Genomic DNA, 20,558 nt, shown 5'->3' on the forward strand with positions numbered 1-20,558 from the left:
TGATAGTGCTTCGTCGCGTTTACTCCGAACGATAGGCAATGCGGAGACTTTGAACTAAAATCACCAGAGATGCGATCGCCATTAACCCGCCCCAAAACCAGTAAGGTAAAAGCAAGTACCGCTGCATTTGCGCTGTATCCGAGAGTCCAAGGGGGCCAGCAGAGCTACTAAATAAATAATCAAGTTGATGGTACGTACTTACACAAGCTTGTACACCCAGAAATTGAATAACAAACCCTTGTGCCCAGCGAGGAGCTTTCAGGGCGATACCCAAGATTATTAAACCCAGCAAGGGAATTGCCACCAATCCAAACCAGGAACGTACCCAAATTAATGTGGAAAATAGCAAAAAACTCCCTAATATTTTTAAACAGAGGGTTGCTGCTCTAAAACTGCGGGAAGCCAGAATCAAAGCTGCACCGGCAACAGGCGGGCCCATTGGGCCTGCTGCTGCGACCATTGCCGGGCCAATTGGCCCCAATGACGACTGGATGCCATAAGTTGCCACACCGGAACCATTGCTAAAAATCTGTAACTTCTGAAACTGCCCCCCAAATAGCAGTGCCATTAAGCCGTGACCCATTTCATGAAACCAAGTTGCCAGAATTGTAAACGGGTATAAGATATAATCACCTCCTGGTACTTGCCACAGTAAAGCAGTTGCGATCGCTGCTGCAACTAGCCACGTTAGCCCCATGCGTTCAACAACTGGCGGGGCTTCTTTGGTCAGCAAGGGTTTAAAATTTTTGTTTGGTTCCCTCATAGGTCACTCTATTTTTGATTTTAGATTTTCCCCACAGATGAATTTGGGGGCATTCTATTTTGAATTTTAGATTCTAGATTTTTTCTTCAATCCCTTCGGGTGACGCTCGTACCTCGCTAACGCTGCGCTAACAGCAGTCACTTATGGGGGAAACCCCCTTCTCTACGAGACGCCAAGGGCGAACGCGTAGCGTCTCGTAGAGAAGACCGCGCTGCTTCACCAAAATCCAAAATTTAAAATTGGTAGTGTATTTTCATCCATCCTAGTGCAATTATTAAGGTAGTGGAGTTGCTGGGCAATGCAACAATTCGCACCTAGAAGCGACGGCTGTAAACTATGGTGCGTTATCCGTAAATAATGCTTACTCCAACAACGTGGAATAACCTCAAAGATGTCGCCTCAAAGCAAAATATTAGTGTCAGTAAAATAATTGAGGAATGGGGAGGGCAAATTTATTCGCCCACGCCTTACCCCTGCATTAATGGAGGGGGTAAGGCGTGAAGATTTTGGTCACAATTGATGGAGAATCAGTTAAGCAAGTTGAAAGAGGAATGTCATCAAGTCTCCTTTACCCAAGCTGATGCGATCGCCTGGTCGCAAGCGGTGACGATTCCCCGGTGAGAGCGGCAAATTATTAATGTAGGTGCCATTAGAACTTCCCACATCCTCTACATAGTGAGCGTCTCCCTCGACGCGAATATCTGCATGAATCCGCGAGACAATTTCTGAATTGGGAAATCCGGAAACATCTATATCTGGGGGAATCCGGTCATTGAGCTTGCCAATATGAATCACAGAGAGATTTTGCGGCAATTCAATTAAGCGATCGCTTTGAATGTGGATTAACCGCGCTGTAACCTGCTGCAATTGCGTTCTAGCAGCAGTTGCAGTTGGTGCTGATGCTGGTGCTGCTGATGGAGGTACTTCGGCTTCAGAGGCTGGCGCTGGTTCCACAGGTGGTGGAGTCGGAATACTTTGTACAGAAACTACGGGTTGAGATGCAATGGTTGGCGGTGGTTCTGGGGAGCTGCTTTCTGTAACAGATACCTGTGGCGGAGCTCCTGAGGAAACAGCCACCTCTGTTGGTGGTAAAGATGAGCTGGGGGAATGAGAGCTAGTAGAACCGCTTATTCCCAAAGCATCTGGTTGTAAAAGTTCTAACAGTGGATCGGGTGCAACTAACGGCGGAGCTTCTACAGGAATATCGGGAGTAACTGTTGTAGCTACCGCAGTATGAACATGTAGAACTCCTGCGGAGTGAAGGTTATAGCCACACTGACCGCAGAATGCAGCATCTGCCTGCACAGTTGCCCCACAACTGGGACAGTTAGTAGTCGCGGGTAACGGTGTATAGCAAGCTTCACACTGGACAGCGCCGTCAGGGTTGGGATGATTGCAATTAGGGCAGACGATCATCGATATTTAGCCTTTGTTCAAGATCATCATAAATATAGGTAGGACTGGCAAGCAGAGGGCGGCCCTAGCTTTAGATTCTAGCAATTACTGCTGATAGAACGGTTAGAAGAATTCGTAATTGATAATTCGTAATTGCTTTACACATAAATACGCTTACTTAGAGCAAGGAATGTGTTTTTTTCTTTCCCATAAACAAGGTTAATTGCTTTAAAACCTTGATGAGTTAATTACGAATTACGAACTACGAATTACTAATTACTAATTACCTGTTCAATGTTGGAGTTCCAAACCTGCTGCCGCATCCAGTAGCCACCAAAGTTCTCCTTGGGGCTGAATTAAGCGGGATGGGTAAGTGAAGTCATCGGCTACAGGTGCAAAGACTTGCGCCAAAGCTGGTCGTTTATTAGCACCAGCAACCAGAAAAATCACGCTGCGAGCAGAGTTGATCAAGGGATATGTGAAACTTATCCTGGGGTTTTCGTTTTTGTTACCCACAGTAACCAGACGATCGCGTACTTTCAGAGCCTCTGTGTGGGGAAACAAAGATGCGGTATGTGCATCATCACCCATTCCTAGTAATACTACATCCAACGAGGGAAATTCGACCCCAGAAGAATTGAAAAATTCTTTGAGCTGTTGTTCATACTTAGCAGCAGCCAGTTCTGGATTGGCTTCTAAAGTTGGTACGGGGTGAATATTAGCCGCTGGGATATCAACACGATCTAGCCATGCACGACGCGTCATCAGTTCATTGCTATCAGGGTGATCTGGTGGTACGTAACGCTCATCCCCCCAGAATATATGAATTTTATCCCAAGGCAGTTTTTGATTAGCGATAGCTTCGTATAACGGTTTAGGTGTACTACCGCCAGATAAGGCGATGGTAAACCGCCCACGCTGCTCAATGGCAGTTTCTAACTTGGACAGAATTAATTCTAGCGCTCGTGCAACCAGTGCTGGCTGATCCGGTAGAACTTCAACAGTTTTGTTCATGGCTTCATCATATTGCTGGCTTCCAGCAATACAATACCGAACTTATTACAATCCCCCTTTTTAACTTTTGAAACATTTAACATCGTGGATTAAGTAGGCTGGAAAAATCTAGACGCTCATTATCACCTTCAACGGTGAATTGTCAGTAGTCAGTCGTACTAACTACTAACCACTCTGATGATTATTTTTATTTACACCCAGTTACTTGATACTTTGTTGATTAACGCCACAGAGGATACATTTATTAATTCTTATTAAAAATTAATAAAACTAATTAATCACAAACAACGTTTCCCAGTCAGCGATCGCTTCGCGTTGGGCAATTAACAATTGCTGAATTCCTTTTTCGGCGACATCTAGCAACTGATCCAACTGAGTCCGGCTAAAGCTGCCTTCTTCGGCTGTTCCCTGGACTTCAATGATTCCCAGATGTTGATTCATCACCACGTTAAAATCTACTGTTGCAGCCACATCTTCAATATAATTAAGATCCAAAAATGGCTCTCCCTCCAATAATCCCACAGAAACCGCTGCTACCTGTCCACATAGAGGCGATCGCTCCAACACACCCTGCTGCAACAATTTAGAAATCGCATGAGCTAACGCGACAAAAGAGCCTGTAATGGCTGTTGTCCGAGTTCCAGCGTCTGCTTGTAACACATCGGCATCCACAGTCAGCGTGCGTTCTCCCAGTGCCTCAAAATCCACTGCTGCACGTAAGCTCCGTCCAATTAGACGTTGAATTTCTTGCGTCCGTCCAGATAATTTCAATAATTCTCTTTCTTGCCGTTTTTGGGTAGCAGATGGTAGCATCCGGTACTCAGCAGTTAACCAGCCTTTACCAGTTCCTTCGAGAAACTTCGGAACTCCTTTAGTAACGCTAACGGTACAAAGTACTTGAGTATCACCGCATCTTGCGAGAACAGAACCAGGCGCAAAGCGCGTGAAACTGGGGTAAAAGCTGATCGAACGTAGTTCGTAAGGAATGCGACCGTCTGGACGCTGCCAAGCCATTGGAGTTGCCTCAAGTTTTACAATACTGCCTTAAGGTTACCTTAGTGTTGCAAATCATCATTTGAGAGGCATTGGGCATTGGGAAAGAAGAGGCAGAAGTTCTTTAATCTTTAATTTTGAATTTTGAATTTTGAATTTTGAATTGATTTGTCTCCCCTACTTCTTTTCTAAGGAACTGAAAGCAAAGTCAAAATATTTTGCTGCACCATCTCTGGTGACTGGTCGCCGTTGATGCTCAACAAGCAGCGACGACGGTCGTAATATTCTAGGATGGGAATGGTGCGCTCGTAAAATAATTCTACACGGCCTTGCACGATTTCCGGTTGGTCATCTGGTAGCGATCGCCCCAAGGATCGGCTAACCATGACAGCTTCTGGGACTTGCAGATAAATCGCCCAATCTAGCTTTTGCCCTAAATTATCCAATAAAAAATCTAATTCTTCAGCTTGGAAGGCAGTATGGGGATAGCCTTCTAACACCCAATTGCAGTTAATATCTGGTTGTCTGAGGCGAATTCGGATCAATTCAATGATCATTTCGTGTGGAACTAACTCCCCTTTTTCCATGTGGGACCGCACGTGGTAGCCTAGTTCACTCAGGCTAGGGTAAACCGAAACAGAAGTCCGGGGGTCAGCTTCCGACCATCGAAATTCCGGCAGGGGCTTGTCGCCAGATATTGCTTCCCGTAAAATCTCACCTGTAGAAATCAGAGGAATATCAAAATATCTGCAAAGCCTTTGTGCTTGAGTGCTTTTACCCGATCCTGAACCTCCCAGAAACACCAATCTCACAACAATTAACTCCTCATCCTGTCAAATTCACTACTTCCTAAGTCTGTTTTGCCCAAACAACCGGAAAATCTAAACATCTAGCGATTTTCAGCCGCTATGCCCAGCTTTGTTAAATAATTGGAACTTTAACTCATGTGCTTTCATTTTTACAACTACTTTCAGAGAAAAAACGAAAATAACTCTTGACTTCAGCATAAACGTAGTGTTTGACTAAGAATGCAATTTGCCAAATCCACCATACCTGTGAAAAACAGATTGATTATACAGGCAGATTTGTAATAAGTACCGCCAGCACAAACCTTTAATTTCTTGTAACTTTTTGAACTTCACCTTATGGTTGCCCAGCTAGAAACCCCAAGTATAAATTCAACTCTAACGTTACCATATCCAGTTGAAGGACTAGTACAAGTTTTCACTAGCTCCCATCGCAACTTTTTTACGAGCGTTATGGCTCAAGCACTGAGAATAGCTGGACAAGGAACGCCAGTATTAATAGTGCAGTTTCTCAAAGGAGGTATCCGTCAAGGACAGGATCGACCTATACAATTAGGACAAAATTTAGATTGGATTCGCTGTGATTTGCCTCGTTGTATCGATACACCACATTTAGACGATACGGAAAAACAAGCCTTACAAAAGCTGTGGCAGTATACACAGCAGGTAGTATGTGAGAGTAAGTATTCTCTCGTTGTCTTAGATGAGTTAAGTTTAGCGATTAACTTTGGTTTAATTCCTGAAAGCGAAGTTTTAGCCTTTCTGGTAAAACGCCCTCCCCACGTCGATATCATTCTTACAGGGCCAGAGATGCCAAAATCTCTCTTGGATGTGGCAGATCAAATTACAGAGATCCGCCGGAGTTATCGGCCCTAAACAAAATACTCAGTTCACGATATCCTAGTAATTCTGTTTGAATTAGCTGTGAAGTTGTGATTAAAAACGATATCTGGATTACTGAAATGGCTCAACAGGGTTTAATTTCGCCCTTTGAGCCAAGCTTAATCCGAAAAGTGCAAAAAGATGAGTCTGTAGCGGTTCAACCTGTAATCAGCTACGGTTTGTCTTCTTATGGCTACGATATACGCCTTTCTCCGGCTGAGTTCCGTATTTTTCGTCACATTCCCGGAACTGTAGTTGATCCTAAAAACTTTAATCCCCAAAATCTGGAGCCAACAGCACTGCACACAGATGCCAATGGCAGTTACTTTATTTTACCTGCTCACTCCTATGGTCTGGGGGTTGCTCTAGAAAAACTGGAGGTTCCTGAAAATATTACAGTAATTTGTATAGGTAAATCTACATATGCAAGGTGTGGAATCATTGCAAATCTAACCCCTGCTGAAGCTGCATGGCGGGGTCATCTAACTTTAGAATTTTCCAATTCTTCCAGCGCAGACTGTCGCATCTACGCTAATGAAGGCGTGGTGCAATTGCTATTTTTAGAAGGTGAACCTTGTGCTATCAGTTACGAAGCTCGTCAAGGTAAATATCAAGATCAACTAGAGATTGTAACGTTGGCTCGTGTTTAGACTGAATGATATCTAAAAAAACTTTATACAAAAATAGAACTTAAATCTATTTTGGCAAGTCCGAGTCGGTTTGCAATTTGGGCGTACTCATTAACTAAATAGTAGATATCAATAGTGAGAAGATCGTTTGATACATAGTTTATTTCAGAAAGAGTAAAGCTTTTCTTAATCAAAGTTTTGGGAGGTAAACCAGGAAGTGAGAAAAAAAGACTTAGGTTGTAAAAATATCCGTCTAAAGAGTCACAAACAGAACCGAGAAAGGAATAAATGCTCTTAAGTCCAGTACCGCCCTCAAACTGATAATTATTAATTCCTAGCTGATTACAGCTCTTTAACAGATCAATAATTTCACTTTTGTTTGAAAGTAAAAACTTCTGCTCTACACTGATATTCATAAAATTTTGCTATTTCATCAAATTTTGTCTTGATTGTAGCTTAAAAAATTCTAAAGTTTTAAACTTTAAATACTCAATTTGCTTAAGGTGCTAATCTTGCCTTTCCTAGACGCTGCTTTTCATACCATTGTGCGTAGGCATAGACATCGCACAATCTCCAAAGCTCAATTGATGGCAAACTCTGTAAATTGGCGCATATAAGGAGAGTGAAACGCCAAAACGATATCTTCTTTTGGTATACCCAGTTCGAGGAGTTGTGTCGCAATGCCGACTTCGGTTCCATCATGCTGTATCCAGATTTTACCATCTTTGATATCGAGATGTAGGCTGCATCCATGTGTTCGACGATTCCCGCGCCAGCCTGTATGTAGCAAGAGGTAGTGGTCACGTTCCGTATCTAGAATGGCTTGTGTTTCCATTTCCTCTGGTGATAAGCCTCTTTTTGCTCGTTCTAAAATTAACTGTTGAATGATTTGACGATACTGCTCTACAGCCATTGGACAATAACCTCCTGTTTTTCATCGTAAACCAATAGCCGAATTTGAGTTCGTGAAATCACTGACCGGATAAAACGACGCTGAAAAAATGAGTTATGAATTGATTCAGGCACTGCAAGATAAAGTTTGCCTTCCGGTTCAAATTCTTCAAGAGCAAATTGATAATTAATAAATTGTCTAAAGGCTGTGTGGAATTCTGATACACTTGATCGCCCAATAAAACTCTTAATTTCAACTGCAATTTTTTCGCCTGCTCGTTCGACAGCTAACATTTCTGCTGCCAAATCTATTTCAAAATCTACATCTCCAAGGCTGATCTCGTAGGGATCGGCAGTAATTGACCATCCTTCTTTTTCCAAAGCCATTCTAACTGCATCGTGAAAGCGGTCTTTAGCCATTCAGCTTTTTCTGAAAATTTATTAGGACACTTGACTAGTATCTCAATTTTATCCTCAGCCATTGGATTACTCCTCACTCCTGCTACTGTTCCACTTCTGTCACTGCCAAAACCGTTTTCTGAGGGATTGTTTCCTCATCTAATATATTCAGCAGTGATCGCCCTGAATCGAACCCAAATTTCGGAACGCCTAAACGCGAGGGGATAACAGTATAAGGAGACTCATAAGCCAATATTTAAGGTGCTAACCTTGCCTTACCTAAACGCTGCTTTTCATACCATTGTGCGATCGCAGGTGCCCAATCTTCAAAATGAGGCCACATCATTTCACATAACTTTTGAATTTCAAGTTGAGCATCTTTCTTGTTTCTCAAGTCACAAAAATGCAAGAAAGACCTTAAATTGAAACTAACTACAAAATGCTGGCGATAATCAAAAGGCACTTTACCTCTTGCATGTTCTTCAGACATTCCAGCCTCAAAATCAGCTTTATATCGTTTAGCTGCGTCTTCACACCATTGCAAATCTGCTGCTCGTTGCTCTGATGAATAGTGGTACTTTTTGCCCTGTCTATCAGTGTAATAACCAACGGGACGTAGGTAGAAAACATCTTCTATGTCTTTCTTACGTTCTACTACCTCAATAAATTGGTTGCCTGTGTACCTAAAAGATTGTACGTCAAATGATACACTTACACGATGAGTACGAGCCTGCTGCATGACACTGTGGGGAAAGTAGCCACAGTTGAAAACAATCTGGGGATGCTCTAGAGGCCCATAGTGTCCCCTCTCACCCGCTAAAAGTCGCTTAACAATAACTTCGCCGCTTTGTGACTCCGAGGGCCAGGAGTCGCGCTCATCAAACACGAACCCATCAGTATAGTCCTGGTGCATCGCGGCATAAATCACCTGCTGCGGGTTTGGTGTTTTGGCAATAACCTCTACTCGAAATCGATGCATTAGCTGTCGGGGAATGGATTTGTGACTGAAAGTGCTTATGAACAAGGAGCGGAGCCTGTTAGTTAAACATGGCTTTGAACTCGATCCATCATCATATCTCTGGCTTGGACTTCTACTTGAGGAGATTAAAATACTTTACAAATATTAATATGTTTGTTACAGTTATTTACATAAAGAGAAGACAGGGAAAAAACCATGCGTACAAACACTGCTATAATTGACGACCAGGGTAAACTGAACAACTTTGCGATCGAGCCAAGGGTTTATATAGATGAGCAAGGCGATCGCACAGGCTTCACTCCTTTTGCAGAACTGCTCAACGGTCGTTTAGCAATGATTGGTTTTGTCTCTCTGATAGCATTAGAAGTATTGACAGGAAACGGCATCGTTGGTATTTTGACAAGCCTGTAAAAACTGAATTCCTGTAACATAACTCTCAACAAATCTAAGAGACGGTAAATTTACCGTCTCTTAATTTATGGAAAACTTAGTGGTAGAGTAAAATATACTGATAGCAAAAGCCGTTAGTTATCAGCGTAAAGTTATCAGGTAAATTATGGCTTTAACTGCTTCAACGATGTTGCCGCTAGGCACGAAAGCACCAGATTTTGATCTACCGGAAGTGATATCTGGAAAGGCAACTTCACTTTCCACCTTTGCAGATAAAAAAGCGCTGTTGGTAATGTTCATTTGTCGGCATTGCCCATTTGTCAAGCACGTCCAAAAAGAATTAGCGCAGTTAGGAAGAGATTATTTTACAGGTGATTTAGCGATCGTTGCCATCAGTGCTAACGATGCACACAATTATCCAGATGATGCGCCAGAGTCGTTACAAGCATTTGCCACAGAACAAGGGTTTAATTTTACCTTGTGCTATGACGAGAGCCAGGAAACGGCAAAGGCTTACACAGCAGCTTGTACACCTGATTTTTTTGTATTTGATAGCGAACGCAAGCTTGTTTATCGGGGACAATTAGATGATAGCCGCCCCAGTAATGGTAAACCTGTAACAGGCGCAGATTTACGCGCAGCCATTGAAGCAGTGCTGGCGGATAAACCTGTTACAAGCGAACAAAAGCCGAGTGTTGGTTGCAATATTAAATGGAAACCTGGAAACCAACCCAGTTATTTTGGTTGAAAGGGACTAGGTATTGGGTATTGAGTATTGGGAAATCTTCTTAGTCCTCATTGCCTCCTTATCCCCAAAGAGCGCCACGTGTTCCCCATTGCCCCTTATCCCCAGAGGGGGCCCCGAGTTCCCCAGTCCCCATGACTATCAGTGTTTAATTTCCAAATTTAGTATGTAGCATCCTAATTGGACTTTTTCTGCCCATAATTCATATTCCAGACGCAAATGCTCTGGCAAGGGATGTCCATTGAGAGCTAGGCTACTAGTAAAATTTCGTAAACGAATAGGATCGTTAGGTTGCAATGATTCAGTTGGCAACCAATAACGACTAATACCATAAACGCCCTGTTCCCAAAAGTGACGGTAACTCACTTGAGCGTTACCTTGCATAGTCATGATCACCCGGTAAGGGGAAATCTCCAGCCACAAAATCCTGGGACTGCTAGGGGCGTAAGCTTTGCTCTTAGTTTGGGCAAGTGTGTCCTTTGGACTTAAAACACTCTCTACTTCGCAGCTAATTAGGGGCGGTGCAGTTAACAGCAAATGGAACCGATTAGTATCTTTTTGATACAATGTCCCGGCAGTTTCAACAACAGACCAGATTGGTAGGTCAGTGGAAATAAGTGATAAGCACACGGGCTTGCGGTGATGGGTCAGCATGGGAGCGATAAAGGCTAATAGCTATTGAACAAAGTGAAATGAACACTCTAGCTGTCTAATAGGTCAGGGTAAGAAACTAAATAGTAAAACAAGCTTAATATTAATGAATCCGCTGATTTGTTAAGCTATACGAATCCGGATAGAAACAGGTTAAATGTCAGCTTAGACAGCAAAAACAGTACTTTTTCTAGAGAGAGCTAATTCGTAAGTAAAGCTTGTAAATATTCTAAGGCTATAGCCTCAAAATAGTGGGAGTCGTTGTAGATGCTAAGAAACCTTCTTAAGGGAGACTTTCCGTAGATTGGAGTAAGTTTCATACAGCAAAAAGCGATAGGATACTAGGCCGGAAGTCACCAGCAGCGACAAACAAAGTAGCTGTTGAACTTCCGGTGTATTCAAAAGCCAGTGTATCCTAATGTCGGCTTGTGTTATAACCGTAGAAACTCACGAAGACCTTTGTCACAAGTTAATTATTCAGCTGCCCTCTTTTGGGCTATCTTTACAGGGTTACATCCGGGTAGCTGGGGAGCTTCACTATGCTCTAATCTTGGCGCTCTAGCCGAAGGTGAAATCGAAATTCAGTAACACTTCTGTTAAAAGAAGAACCCCGCAGCAGTGCTGGTTGTTTTCAAGCTATGATGCCCAAATTTCGGAACTTTGGGGCTAAACGAGCATCGACCCAGAAACCAAAAGCTTAACCGAACCGCATTGACCCCACACCTGTCTGGTTAATGTTAAGAAATATTTCCTTAATAGCATCTATGACTGGTGACGTGGATCACAAAGGATAAAACGCGTTACATTTATTTACGATGTCTTCAGTAGACCTTTATATATCTAACTCTATTTCATCACTCTAGAAAACGAAAAATCAGATGCCATTTTTAATATAAGACAAGAAATGGGTTTGAGTTTTTATTTTCTAATACAATGCACAAAATGGTGACTTTTTGACAAAAGCCACTTGTAAGAAGGATTCTAAATTATTCTCTGGCAATAGTGATCATAGAGCGCTAAACCCATTTAAAAGGAAATTGCATGTGGATCGTCAAAATTGCTTTACGTCTTCCGTATACATTCGCGATCGCTGCCTTGATGATTGTGATCTTGGGTGTAGTAACGATATTTGGCACAGCGGTTGACATTTTTCCCGCAATTAACATTCCGGTTGTCAGTATAGTTTGGACTTATACTGGTACTACATCTGAGGAAATGGCACAGCGAATAGTGACAATTAGCGAACGTGCCATGACAACAACCGTTGGTGACATCGAACACATTGAGTCTCAATCTTTAAGTGGTGTTAGCGTCGTCAAAGTTTTCTTCCAACCGAGCGTTAATATAGCCTCAGCCGTCGCTCAAATCACCTCTGTCAGCCAAACAATTCTCCGTCCTTTACCACCCGGGATCACGCCGCCATTCATCATTCAATACAACGCTTCTAGCGTGCCGATTATCCAGATGAGTGTCAGCAGCAAAAACTTGCCGGAACAAGCGCTCAACGACTTTGCTACTAACGTTGTCCGCACCCAGTTAGCAACAGTGCAAGGTGCGAGTGTACCTTTGCCCTATGGTGGTAAACCTCGGCAAATTATGGTTGATATCGATCCCCAAGCGATGTTGGCTAAAGGCGTTTCTGCCCAAGACGTGACTAATGCTGTCAGTGCCCAAAACTTGGTTTTGCCCGCAGGCAATATGAAGATAGGCGCTCGCGACTTCGCCGTACAAATCAACAATAGTCCAGATGTAGTGGCAGCCCTCAACGACTTGCCGATAAAACAAGTCAATGGTAATGTGACTTACATTCGTGATGTCGCGCAGGTACGAGATGGCTTTGCCGTACAAGCGAATATAGTACGTGAAAATGGCAAGCGCTCAAGCTTACTGAGTATTCTCAAGAGTGGCAATGCCTCAACTATTGATGTGATTGATCGGGTAAAAAAAGCTTTGCCTCGCATCCAATCCACTTTACCCCCAGGACTGAATTTAGCGTTTTTGTTCGATCAATCTGTATTTGTTAAAGCTTCGATTCAAGGCGTTCTCAAAGAAGGATTGATTGCCGGGTGTCTCACCGCGCTGATGATTTTGATTTTTTTGGGAAGTTGGCGCAGCACTGTAATTGTAGCGGTATCGATTCCCCTCTCGATGCTGGTTTCGATTATTGTGATGAGTCGTTTAGGACAAACTTTCAATATTATGACTTTGGGTGGTTTGTCCTTAGCTGTCGGTATTCTCGTAGATGATGCCACAGTAGAAATTGAAAATATCCACCGAAATCTCGGACAAGGTAAAGCAATTAAGCGAGCAATCTTGGATGGAGCTCAACAAATCGCAACTCCAGCACTTGTCGCAACATTATGTATTTGTATTGTCTTTGTACCGGTGGTGTTTTTGAGTGGAGTGGCAAAATACCTGTTTGTCCCGCTAGCGATGGCGGTAGTCTTTGCCATGCTTGCTTCCTATCTGCTATCTCGGACTGTAGTACCGACGATGGCAAATTATTTCCTACCACAGGAAGCGCACTTGCATAGAGAAAGCGAGGATCATAATGGTCATGGCGACAAGCATAATATAGATTCGCCAGTCCAAAACAATAATGGTCGTGATAACCATCATATAGATTCGCCAGTCCAAAACAATAATGGTCGCGACAACCGCCACACCCATTCACTAGTCGAAATCCATAATAGTCGCGACAACCACCACACACATTCGCCAGTCCAAAACAATAATGGTCATGACAACCACCACCAAACAGAAGAAGCAACAACGAAAACTGCCGAACCTGTTAAGAAAGATTGGATATGGCGGCTACACGAAAAGTTTAACCGACAATTTGAGAAATTTCGCAGTTGGTATTACGATGTCCTGACCTCAGCATTAAATCACCGCCGTATAGTCTTTGTGCTGTTTGGTGCTTTTATAGTAAGTGCAGGAGTTTTGTTGCCGTTCGTCGGTCAAGATTTTTTCCCTGAAGTCGATGGTGGTCAGTTTAGCCTACATGTTCGAGCCTTACCTGGTACTCGTTTGGAAGAGACAGAAAGAATTGTCAGCCAAGTCGAAGGCGTTATCCGCCAGACTGTACCGAAAGAAAATCTCTCGAAGATTCTGGATAACATCGGCTTACCCAACAGTGGCATTAACCTTACCTATGGCTACAACGGTGCTACAATTGGGCCGGCTGATGCTGACATTCTTGTGTCCCTAAAAGAATCTGGTTCAACTTTTTCTTACGTCAAGCAACTCCGCCAAAAATTGAAAGCGACATTTCCCAACTACACCTTCTTTTTTGAACCGGCTGATATTGTTACTCAAATTCTGAATTTCGGTTTGCCTGCTGCTGTTGACGTGCAAATATCTGGGCCTCTGCAAAACTCAAAGGCTAACTTTAAAATTGCCAAAGAAATCGAAGCCCGGATGATGCTCATTCCTGGCGCTGTAGATGTACACATGCAGCAAGTTGTCGATGCGCCAGAGTTACGTCTTGATGTAGATCGCACCGAGGCTCAACAACTGGGTATGACCCAGCGTGATGTTGCCAATAGCGTTCTCACTTCCTTAAGTTCAAGCGGTCAAGCCGCAATTAACCAATGGCTCGATCCTAAAAAAGGCGTAAGTTACACCCTTGCTGTACAAGTTCCCCAGTACAAAATTGACTCTATTGACAGCCTGAAAAATACGCCAGTTAGTAACGGTCAAACTGCACCCCAACTTTTAGGTAATTTGGCTAGTGTCAAACGCGACACAGTGATGCAAGTTGTAAATCACTACAACATTCAGCCAGTTTTTGATATCTACGCTAACTCTTACGATCGCGATCTGGGGGGAGTTGCCCGCGATGTAGATCGAATCATCGCTGATTATAAGAAAAAATTGCCTCACGGTAGTCAAATTAATGTCCGTGGGCAAGTGCAAACGATGAACTCTTCCTTTCTTGGACTTGGTTTCGGACTTGTATTTGCAATTGTGCTGGTTTACTGCTTAATGGTAGTGAACTTCCAATCTTGGCTCGATCCCCTGATTATTATGATGGCATTGCCAAGTGCTTTAGCTGGTATTGTCTGGATGCTGTTTGTCACCCGCACCACTTTTAGTGTTCCTTCGCTAATGGGTGCAATTATGAGTATAGGTGTGGCGACATCAAACAGTATTCTACTGATTACTTTTGCTAATGACCAGCGTCTGGAAGGTGAAAATGCCTATAAAGCAGCGCAAGCTGCGGGTCACACGCGATTGCGTCCTGTGTTGATGACTGCCTTAGCCATGCTCATTGGGATGGTGCCAATGTCTCTCGGTCTTGGTGAAGGTGGTGAGCAGAATGCGCCCTTGGGTCGCGCTGTAATTGGCGGCTTGTCAGCTGCAACAGTTGCGACTCTCATCTTTGTACCTGTTGTATACAGCATGTTACGGCGTAAACAACCTCGTCCTATTGATCAGGATGATGACGATTTAAATTTCTCAGATCCACAGACCGCATACTCGTTGTCATCATCCCAAGGTAAGGAGTAAGCAATTTAAAGAACAAAATTGCCAAAGCCAATGATGGTAATGACTCTAGCTGCTGAATTTCTGCAAATTAGATAATATGGGACAGCTTACCTATGGATTCTCAGCCTCCTGCATCTCCTGATTCTCAACAACAAACGACTTCTAAAAAAAGGCGCGGCATCGGTCGAATTGGTTGGGCTGTAATTGGTGCTGTTTTTTTTGGTAGCCTACTAGCCATAGGTATTCTGCCCCGGTTAAGCCAAAGGTCAGAATTAAAAGCAGCAGTCAAGGAAGCAAGCACCGTACCCTCAGTCAACATTATCACTCCCCGTCGCGCTGCTGCTACTACCAATTTGGAACTACCTGGGAGTGTTGTAGCCCTTAACCAAACGACCATCTACGCTCGTAGTACTGGGTATTTGCGGCGGTGGTACGCAGATATTGGCGATCGCGTGCAGGCTGGTCAATTATTAGCAGAGATTGATTCACCAGACATAGATCAGCAAGTTTTGCAAGCAAAGGCAGAGTTAGCACAAGCACAAGCTAACGTGCTTCAAAGTCGTGCTAGTTTAGCTAAAGGCGTTTCTGATGTGAAGCAAGCCCAGGCTAATCTATTGATCGCACGTCAGAGTTGGCAGCGCTGGAGTGTTCTTGTCAAGCAAGGTGCAGTGCCTCAACAAGATGCAGATACAAGATATGCCACATATCAGGCTAATCTTGCCAACGTTGAGGCAGCAAAAAATACTGTCAATTCTGACTCTGCTAACGTCAAAGCTGCACAAGCTAACGTTTATGCAAGTCAAGCAAACTTCCAGCGTAATACCGTATTGCAGTCTTACAAGAAAGTCACTGCTCCTTTCGCAGGGGTGATTACCGCACGTAATGTAAATACAGGTGTTTTAATTTCAGCAGGTAGTGGCACCAGCAATACTAGTAGTAGTAACACCAATACCAGCAATACCAACACTAGCAATACTAGCCTTTATACCATTGCTGCTTATGACAAGCTAGACGTGAATGTGAATGTTCCACAGAGTTTATCACCGTCATTTCAGACTGGTCAAACAGCAGAAATTACAGTCAAAGAGTTACCGCAACGAGCGTTTACGGGTAAAGTAGTGCGTACTAGCAACGCAATAGATCCAAATACTCGCACTTTGCTGACACAATTAGAAGTGGAGAATTACAACGCGACGCTACGACCTGGGATGTATGCCACTGTTAAATTTGCCATTAACCGCACTAATACTCCCTTTGTTGTGCCAGATAGTGCCTTAGTCGTTAACGCTGGAGGTACGCAGGTAGCAACTCTAACCAAAGACCAAACAGTGCATTATCAAAAAGTTGTCGTTGGGCGAGATTATGGTACTGAAGTAGAAATTACATCAGGTCTGACAGGAAATGAATCGCTGATTGCCACTCCTACGGTTGATGAGACAGAGGGTTTGCGAGTGCAGCCAGTTGCACAAACAAAGTAGACTCAATGTTGTCAATTTACAGCGCTTTCCATCTAAGTAAGGTACACTAACCCACCCGCGCGATCGCGCACCCTCCCCAAGGCATCGGGGAGGTTAGGGAAGGGGTCTACTCAATTAACTTGCAATCTGCTGCTTGCCGAAGGCATCGTTCTCAGTGAGGATTTTATTTTTTGGAAGTCCCTTATAAGCAGTAACCAATAGTTGAGGAACATCAAAACCGCCCTTAAGCACAAGGTCGTATATTATCTGCCATCCCCTTCGAGTAAACAACAGCTCCCAAAACGATGGGCTGGATTCTGAGTATAACTGTTTCCAGTAAAGCATCTCATTACGAGTCAAAAAACACTGGTCGCAACGGTAGTAATCTACACAAAAACCTGTTGTTTCTAAAAGCGTAAATATTTGATCCTGAGTGAAGGCATGAAGGTGGTATGGATCGAAATGGCGTGTTTCACCCAATGGTACAGATATTATCAATACACCATTAGTAGCTAAATAATTATGAAGCTGTTTCAAAAAACTGGTCGGATCTTTTAAATGTTCTATTGTCTCAAATGATACAATAACGTCAAAAGGCTCTGAACACTCAAACTGCTCTGCATCAGAGCAAATGAAATCTATTCCAGGTATTTGGTACTGTTTCTGAGCATATTCTACAATCTGTGAGGATATATCGACTCCAACTACACTACTTGCGCCTGCAACACGTAGCATTTGGCTACCATATCCACTACCACATGCAATATCTAAAACTCTTTTGCCTAAAACATAGTTAGTTGCAATTTCGTAGCGTCCAATATGTAACTCCAAAATCTTGCGACTAGCCGAATCCTTAGCTAGGCGATTAGGAATCAAACGTTCCCATGTTACAGGAACGTTATTTAAAGCTTCAGTCGACGAGGTAACAAAGTTACTCATATAATCAACGGTTTTCAAAGTGCTAGCGTTTTGATTTTCTCGCTCTAGATTATACAAGTAAGAATGATTAATTTTGAACTTTGGGACAGACTGCTGCGTCAGTATGTCGATCAACAGGATCGTGCAGACTATATTGCTTGGAAAAAAGAGCAGCCCCAAGCGATGACGCGACAAGCGAACAAAATAGTTAAAGGTCAGCAGTGTTAATCAAGCAAATATTTTATCCCGGTTATGGGGTGCATCAAAATCAATCATTGGGCCTTTTGGGACGATGCGAGTTGGGTTAACTTGGGGATGGCTCTTGTAATAATGCCGTTTGATGTGGTCAAGATTGCAAGTCTCTTTGACTCCCGGCAATTGGTAAAGTTCTTTGAGATAATTCCACAGATTCGGATAATCTACAATCCTGCGTAAGTTGCATTTGAAATGTACATAATAAACTACATCGAAGCGAAACAGAGTCGTGAACATACACCAGTCCGCCTCAGTAATTTCATTTCCGCAAAGATAACGCTGATTTCCTAATACTTTTTCCCAGGAATCAAGAGCCGCAAATAATTCCGTTACCGCTTCATCATAAGCTGACTGAGTGGTAGCAAATCCCGCCCGGTAGACACCGTTATTTATTGGTTGATAAATTGTATCAATCGTCTCGTCAATTACTTTTTGTAAATGTTCTGGATAAAAATTGATATTTTGTTTAGCGAAAGCATTGAATTCTGTATCAAACATCCGGATGATTTCACGGGATTCATTATTGACAATTGTCCCATTTTGGATATCCCATAAAACTGGAACTGTCACCCGGCCGCTATAGTTAGGGTCAGCCTTCAGATAAAGCTGCCAAAGATATTGAGTACCATTGACTGTATCGGGAATAGACCCCGGTTCATCGCCAAATTCCCAGCTATTTTGAGCAATTTCTGCTGCAACGACCGATAACCCAATGACATCTTGGAGTCCTTTCAATTGGCGGATAATGGCAGTGCGACACGCCCAAGGGCAAGCCCAAGAAATATAAAGATGATAGCGCCCCGCTTCAGCTTTCAACCCACTAGAACCATCATCTGTAATGTGGTTGCGGAAAGTTGTTGATGGACGAACAAATTTACCTTCTGAGTCTTCTTGATCCCTTTGAGATACCCACTGACCATCTTTAAGAATCCCCAAACCCATAATTATCTCCTTAGTTATTAGTCAACAGTCAAGAATCTAAAACTCTCGACTTTTGACTTTTGACTATTCAGCGTTGAGGATTTTTGGTACTTTGAAAAATTCACCTTCCTGTTCAGGCGCACTCTTGAGAATACTTTCCCGGTCTGGATAGAATTGCAATTCATCCTCTCGTGTGATATTGCTGACATCAATTGCCCGTGTTGTGGGGGGTACATTACTGACATCAAGTTCATTCAACTGTTCAATATAATCCAGGATACTTCCTAACTGGGTAGTGAATTGTTCCTCTTCTTCTGGAGTCAATTCTAAACGAGCAAGATTAGCTACTCTGTGAACTTGTTCTTGGTCAATCATCTTTTTTTAGTTAGGAGTTAGGAGTTAGGAGTGAGGAGTTAGGAGTGAATGATTTATAATTCCTAACTCATCAGTTTTAGAAGAATACGTCAATTTGCGATCGCTTAGTGGTTTTCAGCCAGTTTTGGGCTTCGATGTAGTTATTGGGAGCCATGCGAATAGCTCGAATCCAATAGTCTGCTGCTTGGTCAAACAGTGCTTCGCCAGCCTCGTTATCTCCAGCTTCTTTCTCCCTTTCGCCTTGGTAGTGATAAATCACGGCGATGTTGTTCAAGGCTTGGGGCATACGTGGGTTTAACTCAACTGCCTGGTGATACAGTTCTAAAGCTTTTTTGTGGTCACCATTGCTGGCATAGATTAACCCCATATTGTAAAGAATATAGCCGCGATCGTTGGTATCTTCCTCTAGTGTTAGAGCTTCTTCATAGTATTCCAATGCTTCAGCATATTCCCCTTCTGCTTGGGCTGACATGCCATCTCGATAATAAACAAACGCTTCTTTAGCTTTTTTGTTGGTTGGCAGGATTTTCAAGATGATATCCGCCATTACTGTAAAGGATTTGTCAACAAAATTATCGTTTTTTTGTGTTCTTGGCATATTTGTCTCTGGGGATTGGGGATTGGGGACTGGGGACTGGGGACTGGGGACTGGGGACTGGGCATTGGGCATGGGGCATTGGGCATTAGGCAATAATCAATAGTTTTTCTTCCCGTGCTTCCTCTGCTTCCCCATCTCCCTCATTTCCCCAATCCCCTAGTACACTCAATAGCTAATTTAACTGATTTGCGGGTGCATTCTGATCACTGAGGGGGATGATGCATTGCGGATTATTATGCCGAGCGTTATTGACCAAGGTGCTAACTGGATAGGCAGTCATTGCTGGCGCTGGATAGGGACGCAGTAGCTGCTGTAGGGTTTCGAGCGTTTGCGCTTGGGAATCTAGCCATAAATCGTAATCTTGTGGCTCTAGAATCACCGGCATCCGCTCGTGGATGGGTTGGAGTAATTCGTTAGCTGCCGTTGTCAAAATTGTACAAGAGATTATTTCCTCGTCAGCAGGCGATCGCCATTTCTCCCACAAACCTGCAAAGGCGAAGGGTTGTCCATCTTGAAGGCGAAAATAAAACGGTTGCTTTTTACCTTGTTGCCGTTGCCACTCATAAAAGCCATCAGCTAGCACTAAACAGCGTCGATGCTTAAAAGCCGAGCGGAAAGAGGGTTTTTCGGCAACAGTTTCTGCCCTAGCGTTAATCAGCTTTGCCCCCATCCCTGTATCTTTCGCCCATGACGGAATTAATCCCCAATGCAATTGCTTAAATTCACGCTTTTCGCTTTCGGGATTTTGTAACACTGTAGCCACCATTTGCGTAGGTGCAATGTTATATTCTGCTGCTAAATCCGAAACTGGCTCAACATGGAAAACTTGAGCTAAAGTTGCTGCCGACTGGTTTAGAGTAAATCTTCCACACATACTTTTATTCTCAACCACTGACTAAATTAAACATCTCAATCTAGAGATAAATAATACTTTTTTTATTTTTTTTAATGGTTTTATCTAGTACTCAGAAGCCAAATCTCAAAACAATTATCCGGTTTGGGGAAA

21 protein-coding genes are annotated in these 20,558 nt (G+C 43.2%); 6 read left to right on the plus strand and 15 right to left on the minus strand.

The window, feature by feature from the left end; translation table 11 throughout:
- Positions 1 to 19: 19 nt before the first annotated feature.
- The 5 genes from V7K85_RS22335 to V7K85_RS22355 all read right to left on the minus strand — a co-directional run bounded on the left by V7K85_RS22335 (position 20) and on the right by V7K85_RS22355 (position 4,977).
- On the minus strand, positions 20 to 763 hold the full coding sequence (locus tag V7K85_RS22335; RefSeq protein ID WP_334816645.1) for a M50 family metallopeptidase: 744 nt from the start codon (positions 761 to 763) through the stop codon (positions 20 to 22).
- Positions 764 to 1,294: 531 nt separating this feature from the next.
- Complete coding sequence (locus tag V7K85_RS22340) at positions 1,295 to 2,179, minus strand: FHA domain-containing protein (RefSeq protein WP_334816647.1); 885 nt, start codon at positions 2,177 to 2,179, stop codon at positions 1,295 to 1,297.
- A 270-nt stretch (positions 2,180 to 2,449) separates the two neighbouring features.
- Positions 2,450 to 3,172, minus strand: a complete 723-nt coding sequence (gene pgl / locus V7K85_RS22345; protein WP_334816649.1) for a 6-phosphogluconolactonase — start codon at positions 3,170 to 3,172, stop codon at positions 2,450 to 2,452.
- A 270-nt stretch (positions 3,173 to 3,442) separates the two neighbouring features.
- Positions 3,443 to 4,186, minus strand: coding sequence for a ribonuclease PH (gene rph, locus V7K85_RS22350; protein ID WP_334816651.1), 744 nt, complete (start codon positions 4,184 to 4,186; stop codon positions 3,443 to 3,445).
- 167 nt (positions 4,187 to 4,353) lie between these two features.
- Complete coding sequence (locus V7K85_RS22355; RefSeq protein WP_334816653.1) at positions 4,354 to 4,977, minus strand: adenylate kinase family protein; 624 nt, start codon at positions 4,975 to 4,977, stop codon at positions 4,354 to 4,356.
- Positions 4,978 to 5,310: 333 nt separating this feature from the next.
- Between V7K85_RS22355 and V7K85_RS22360 the strand changes: the two genes are divergently transcribed.
- Together V7K85_RS22360 and dcd are read left to right on the plus strand one after the other, a co-directional pair.
- On the plus strand, positions 5,311 to 5,847 hold the full coding sequence (locus V7K85_RS22360; protein WP_334816655.1) for a P-loop NTPase family protein: 537 nt from the start codon (positions 5,311 to 5,313) through the stop codon (positions 5,845 to 5,847).
- A gap of 86 nt (positions 5,848 to 5,933) precedes the next feature.
- On the plus strand, positions 5,934 to 6,503 hold the full coding sequence (gene dcd / locus V7K85_RS22365) for a dCTP deaminase (protein ID WP_334816719.1): 570 nt from the start codon (positions 5,934 to 5,936) through the stop codon (positions 6,501 to 6,503).
- Positions 6,504 to 6,526: 23 nt separating this feature from the next.
- Here the strand turns inward: dcd and V7K85_RS22370 are convergent, their stop codons facing one another.
- From V7K85_RS22370 to thyX, 4 genes are all read right to left on the minus strand, one after another.
- Positions 6,527 to 6,898, minus strand: a complete 372-nt coding sequence (locus V7K85_RS22370; protein ID WP_334816657.1) for a hypothetical protein — start codon at positions 6,896 to 6,898, stop codon at positions 6,527 to 6,529.
- A 164-nt stretch (positions 6,899 to 7,062) separates the two neighbouring features.
- Complete coding sequence (locus V7K85_RS22375; RefSeq protein WP_298919376.1) at positions 7,063 to 7,395, minus strand: XisI protein; 333 nt, start codon at positions 7,393 to 7,395, stop codon at positions 7,063 to 7,065.
- On the minus strand, positions 7,386 to 7,793 hold the full coding sequence (locus V7K85_RS22380) for a XisH family protein (RefSeq protein WP_334816659.1): 408 nt from the start codon (positions 7,791 to 7,793) through the stop codon (positions 7,386 to 7,388). Before V7K85_RS22380 ends, V7K85_RS22375 begins: the two co-directional genes overlap by 10 nt.
- A gap of 235 nt (positions 7,794 to 8,028) precedes the next feature.
- Complete coding sequence (gene thyX / locus V7K85_RS22385; RefSeq protein WP_334816661.1) at positions 8,029 to 8,751, minus strand: FAD-dependent thymidylate synthase; 723 nt, start codon at positions 8,749 to 8,751, stop codon at positions 8,029 to 8,031.
- Between the two features lie 195 nt (positions 8,752 to 8,946).
- On the opposite strand from thyX, the gene V7K85_RS22390 reads away from it, so the two are divergent.
- Together V7K85_RS22390 and V7K85_RS22395 are read left to right on the plus strand one after the other, a co-directional pair.
- The gene (locus tag V7K85_RS22390; RefSeq protein ID WP_334816663.1) at positions 8,947 to 9,162 is read left to right on the plus strand and encodes a high light inducible protein; all 216 of its coding nucleotides are present in this window, start codon (positions 8,947 to 8,949) and stop codon (positions 9,160 to 9,162) included.
- Positions 9,163 to 9,307: 145 nt separating this feature from the next.
- The gene (locus tag V7K85_RS22395) at positions 9,308 to 9,889 is read left to right on the plus strand and encodes a thioredoxin family protein (protein WP_334816665.1); all 582 of its coding nucleotides are present in this window, start codon (positions 9,308 to 9,310) and stop codon (positions 9,887 to 9,889) included.
- A gap of 138 nt (positions 9,890 to 10,027) precedes the next feature.
- Here V7K85_RS22395 and V7K85_RS22400 read toward each other — a convergent pair whose 3' ends face one another.
- Positions 10,028 to 10,540, minus strand: a complete 513-nt coding sequence (locus V7K85_RS22400; protein ID WP_334816667.1) for a hypothetical protein — start codon at positions 10,538 to 10,540, stop codon at positions 10,028 to 10,030.
- Between the two features lie 1,038 nt (positions 10,541 to 11,578).
- On the opposite strand from V7K85_RS22400, the gene V7K85_RS22405 reads away from it, so the two are divergent.
- Both V7K85_RS22405 and V7K85_RS22410 read left to right on the plus strand, forming a co-directional pair.
- Positions 11,579 to 15,049 carry an efflux RND transporter permease subunit gene (locus tag V7K85_RS22405; RefSeq protein ID WP_334816669.1) on the plus strand — a complete coding sequence of 1,157 codons (3,471 nt, stop codon included), beginning with the start codon at positions 11,579 to 11,581 and terminating at the stop codon, positions 15,047 to 15,049.
- 92 nt (positions 15,050 to 15,141) lie between these two features.
- Positions 15,142 to 16,506: an efflux RND transporter periplasmic adaptor subunit gene (locus V7K85_RS22410; protein ID WP_334816671.1), complete on the plus strand. Its 1,365-nt coding sequence runs from the start codon at positions 15,142 to 15,144 to the stop codon at positions 16,504 to 16,506.
- A gap of 114 nt (positions 16,507 to 16,620) precedes the next feature.
- Here the strand turns inward: V7K85_RS22410 and V7K85_RS22415 are convergent, their stop codons facing one another.
- The 5 genes from V7K85_RS22415 to V7K85_RS22435 form a co-directional block, all read right to left on the minus strand.
- Positions 16,621 to 17,442, minus strand: a complete 822-nt coding sequence (locus V7K85_RS22415) for a class I SAM-dependent methyltransferase (protein ID WP_334816673.1) — start codon at positions 17,440 to 17,442, stop codon at positions 16,621 to 16,623.
- Between the two features lie 189 nt (positions 17,443 to 17,631).
- On the minus strand, positions 17,632 to 18,600 hold the full coding sequence (locus V7K85_RS22420; protein WP_334816675.1) for a glutathione S-transferase family protein: 969 nt from the start codon (positions 18,598 to 18,600) through the stop codon (positions 17,632 to 17,634).
- A 63-nt stretch (positions 18,601 to 18,663) separates the two neighbouring features.
- Positions 18,664 to 18,954 (minus strand): Asp-tRNA(Asn)/Glu-tRNA(Gln) amidotransferase subunit GatC, encoded by a 291-nt coding sequence (gene gatC, locus V7K85_RS22425; RefSeq protein ID WP_334816677.1) that lies wholly within the window; start codon positions 18,952 to 18,954, stop codon positions 18,664 to 18,666.
- 76 nt (positions 18,955 to 19,030) lie between these two features.
- Positions 19,031 to 19,552: a photosystem I assembly protein Ycf3 gene (locus V7K85_RS22430; RefSeq protein ID WP_334816679.1), complete on the minus strand. Its 522-nt coding sequence runs from the start codon at positions 19,550 to 19,552 to the stop codon at positions 19,031 to 19,033.
- 172 nt (positions 19,553 to 19,724) lie between these two features.
- A complete protein-coding gene (locus V7K85_RS22435) occupies positions 19,725 to 20,426 on the minus strand; it encodes an SOS response-associated peptidase (protein WP_334816681.1) in 702 nt (233 codons plus the stop codon).
- Positions 20,427 to 20,558: the final 132 nt, after the last annotated feature.

It is taken from the genome of Nostoc sp. (assembly GCF_036917615.1).
Classification (GTDB): Bacteria; Cyanobacteriota; Cyanobacteriia; order Cyanobacteriales; family Nostocaceae; genus Nostoc.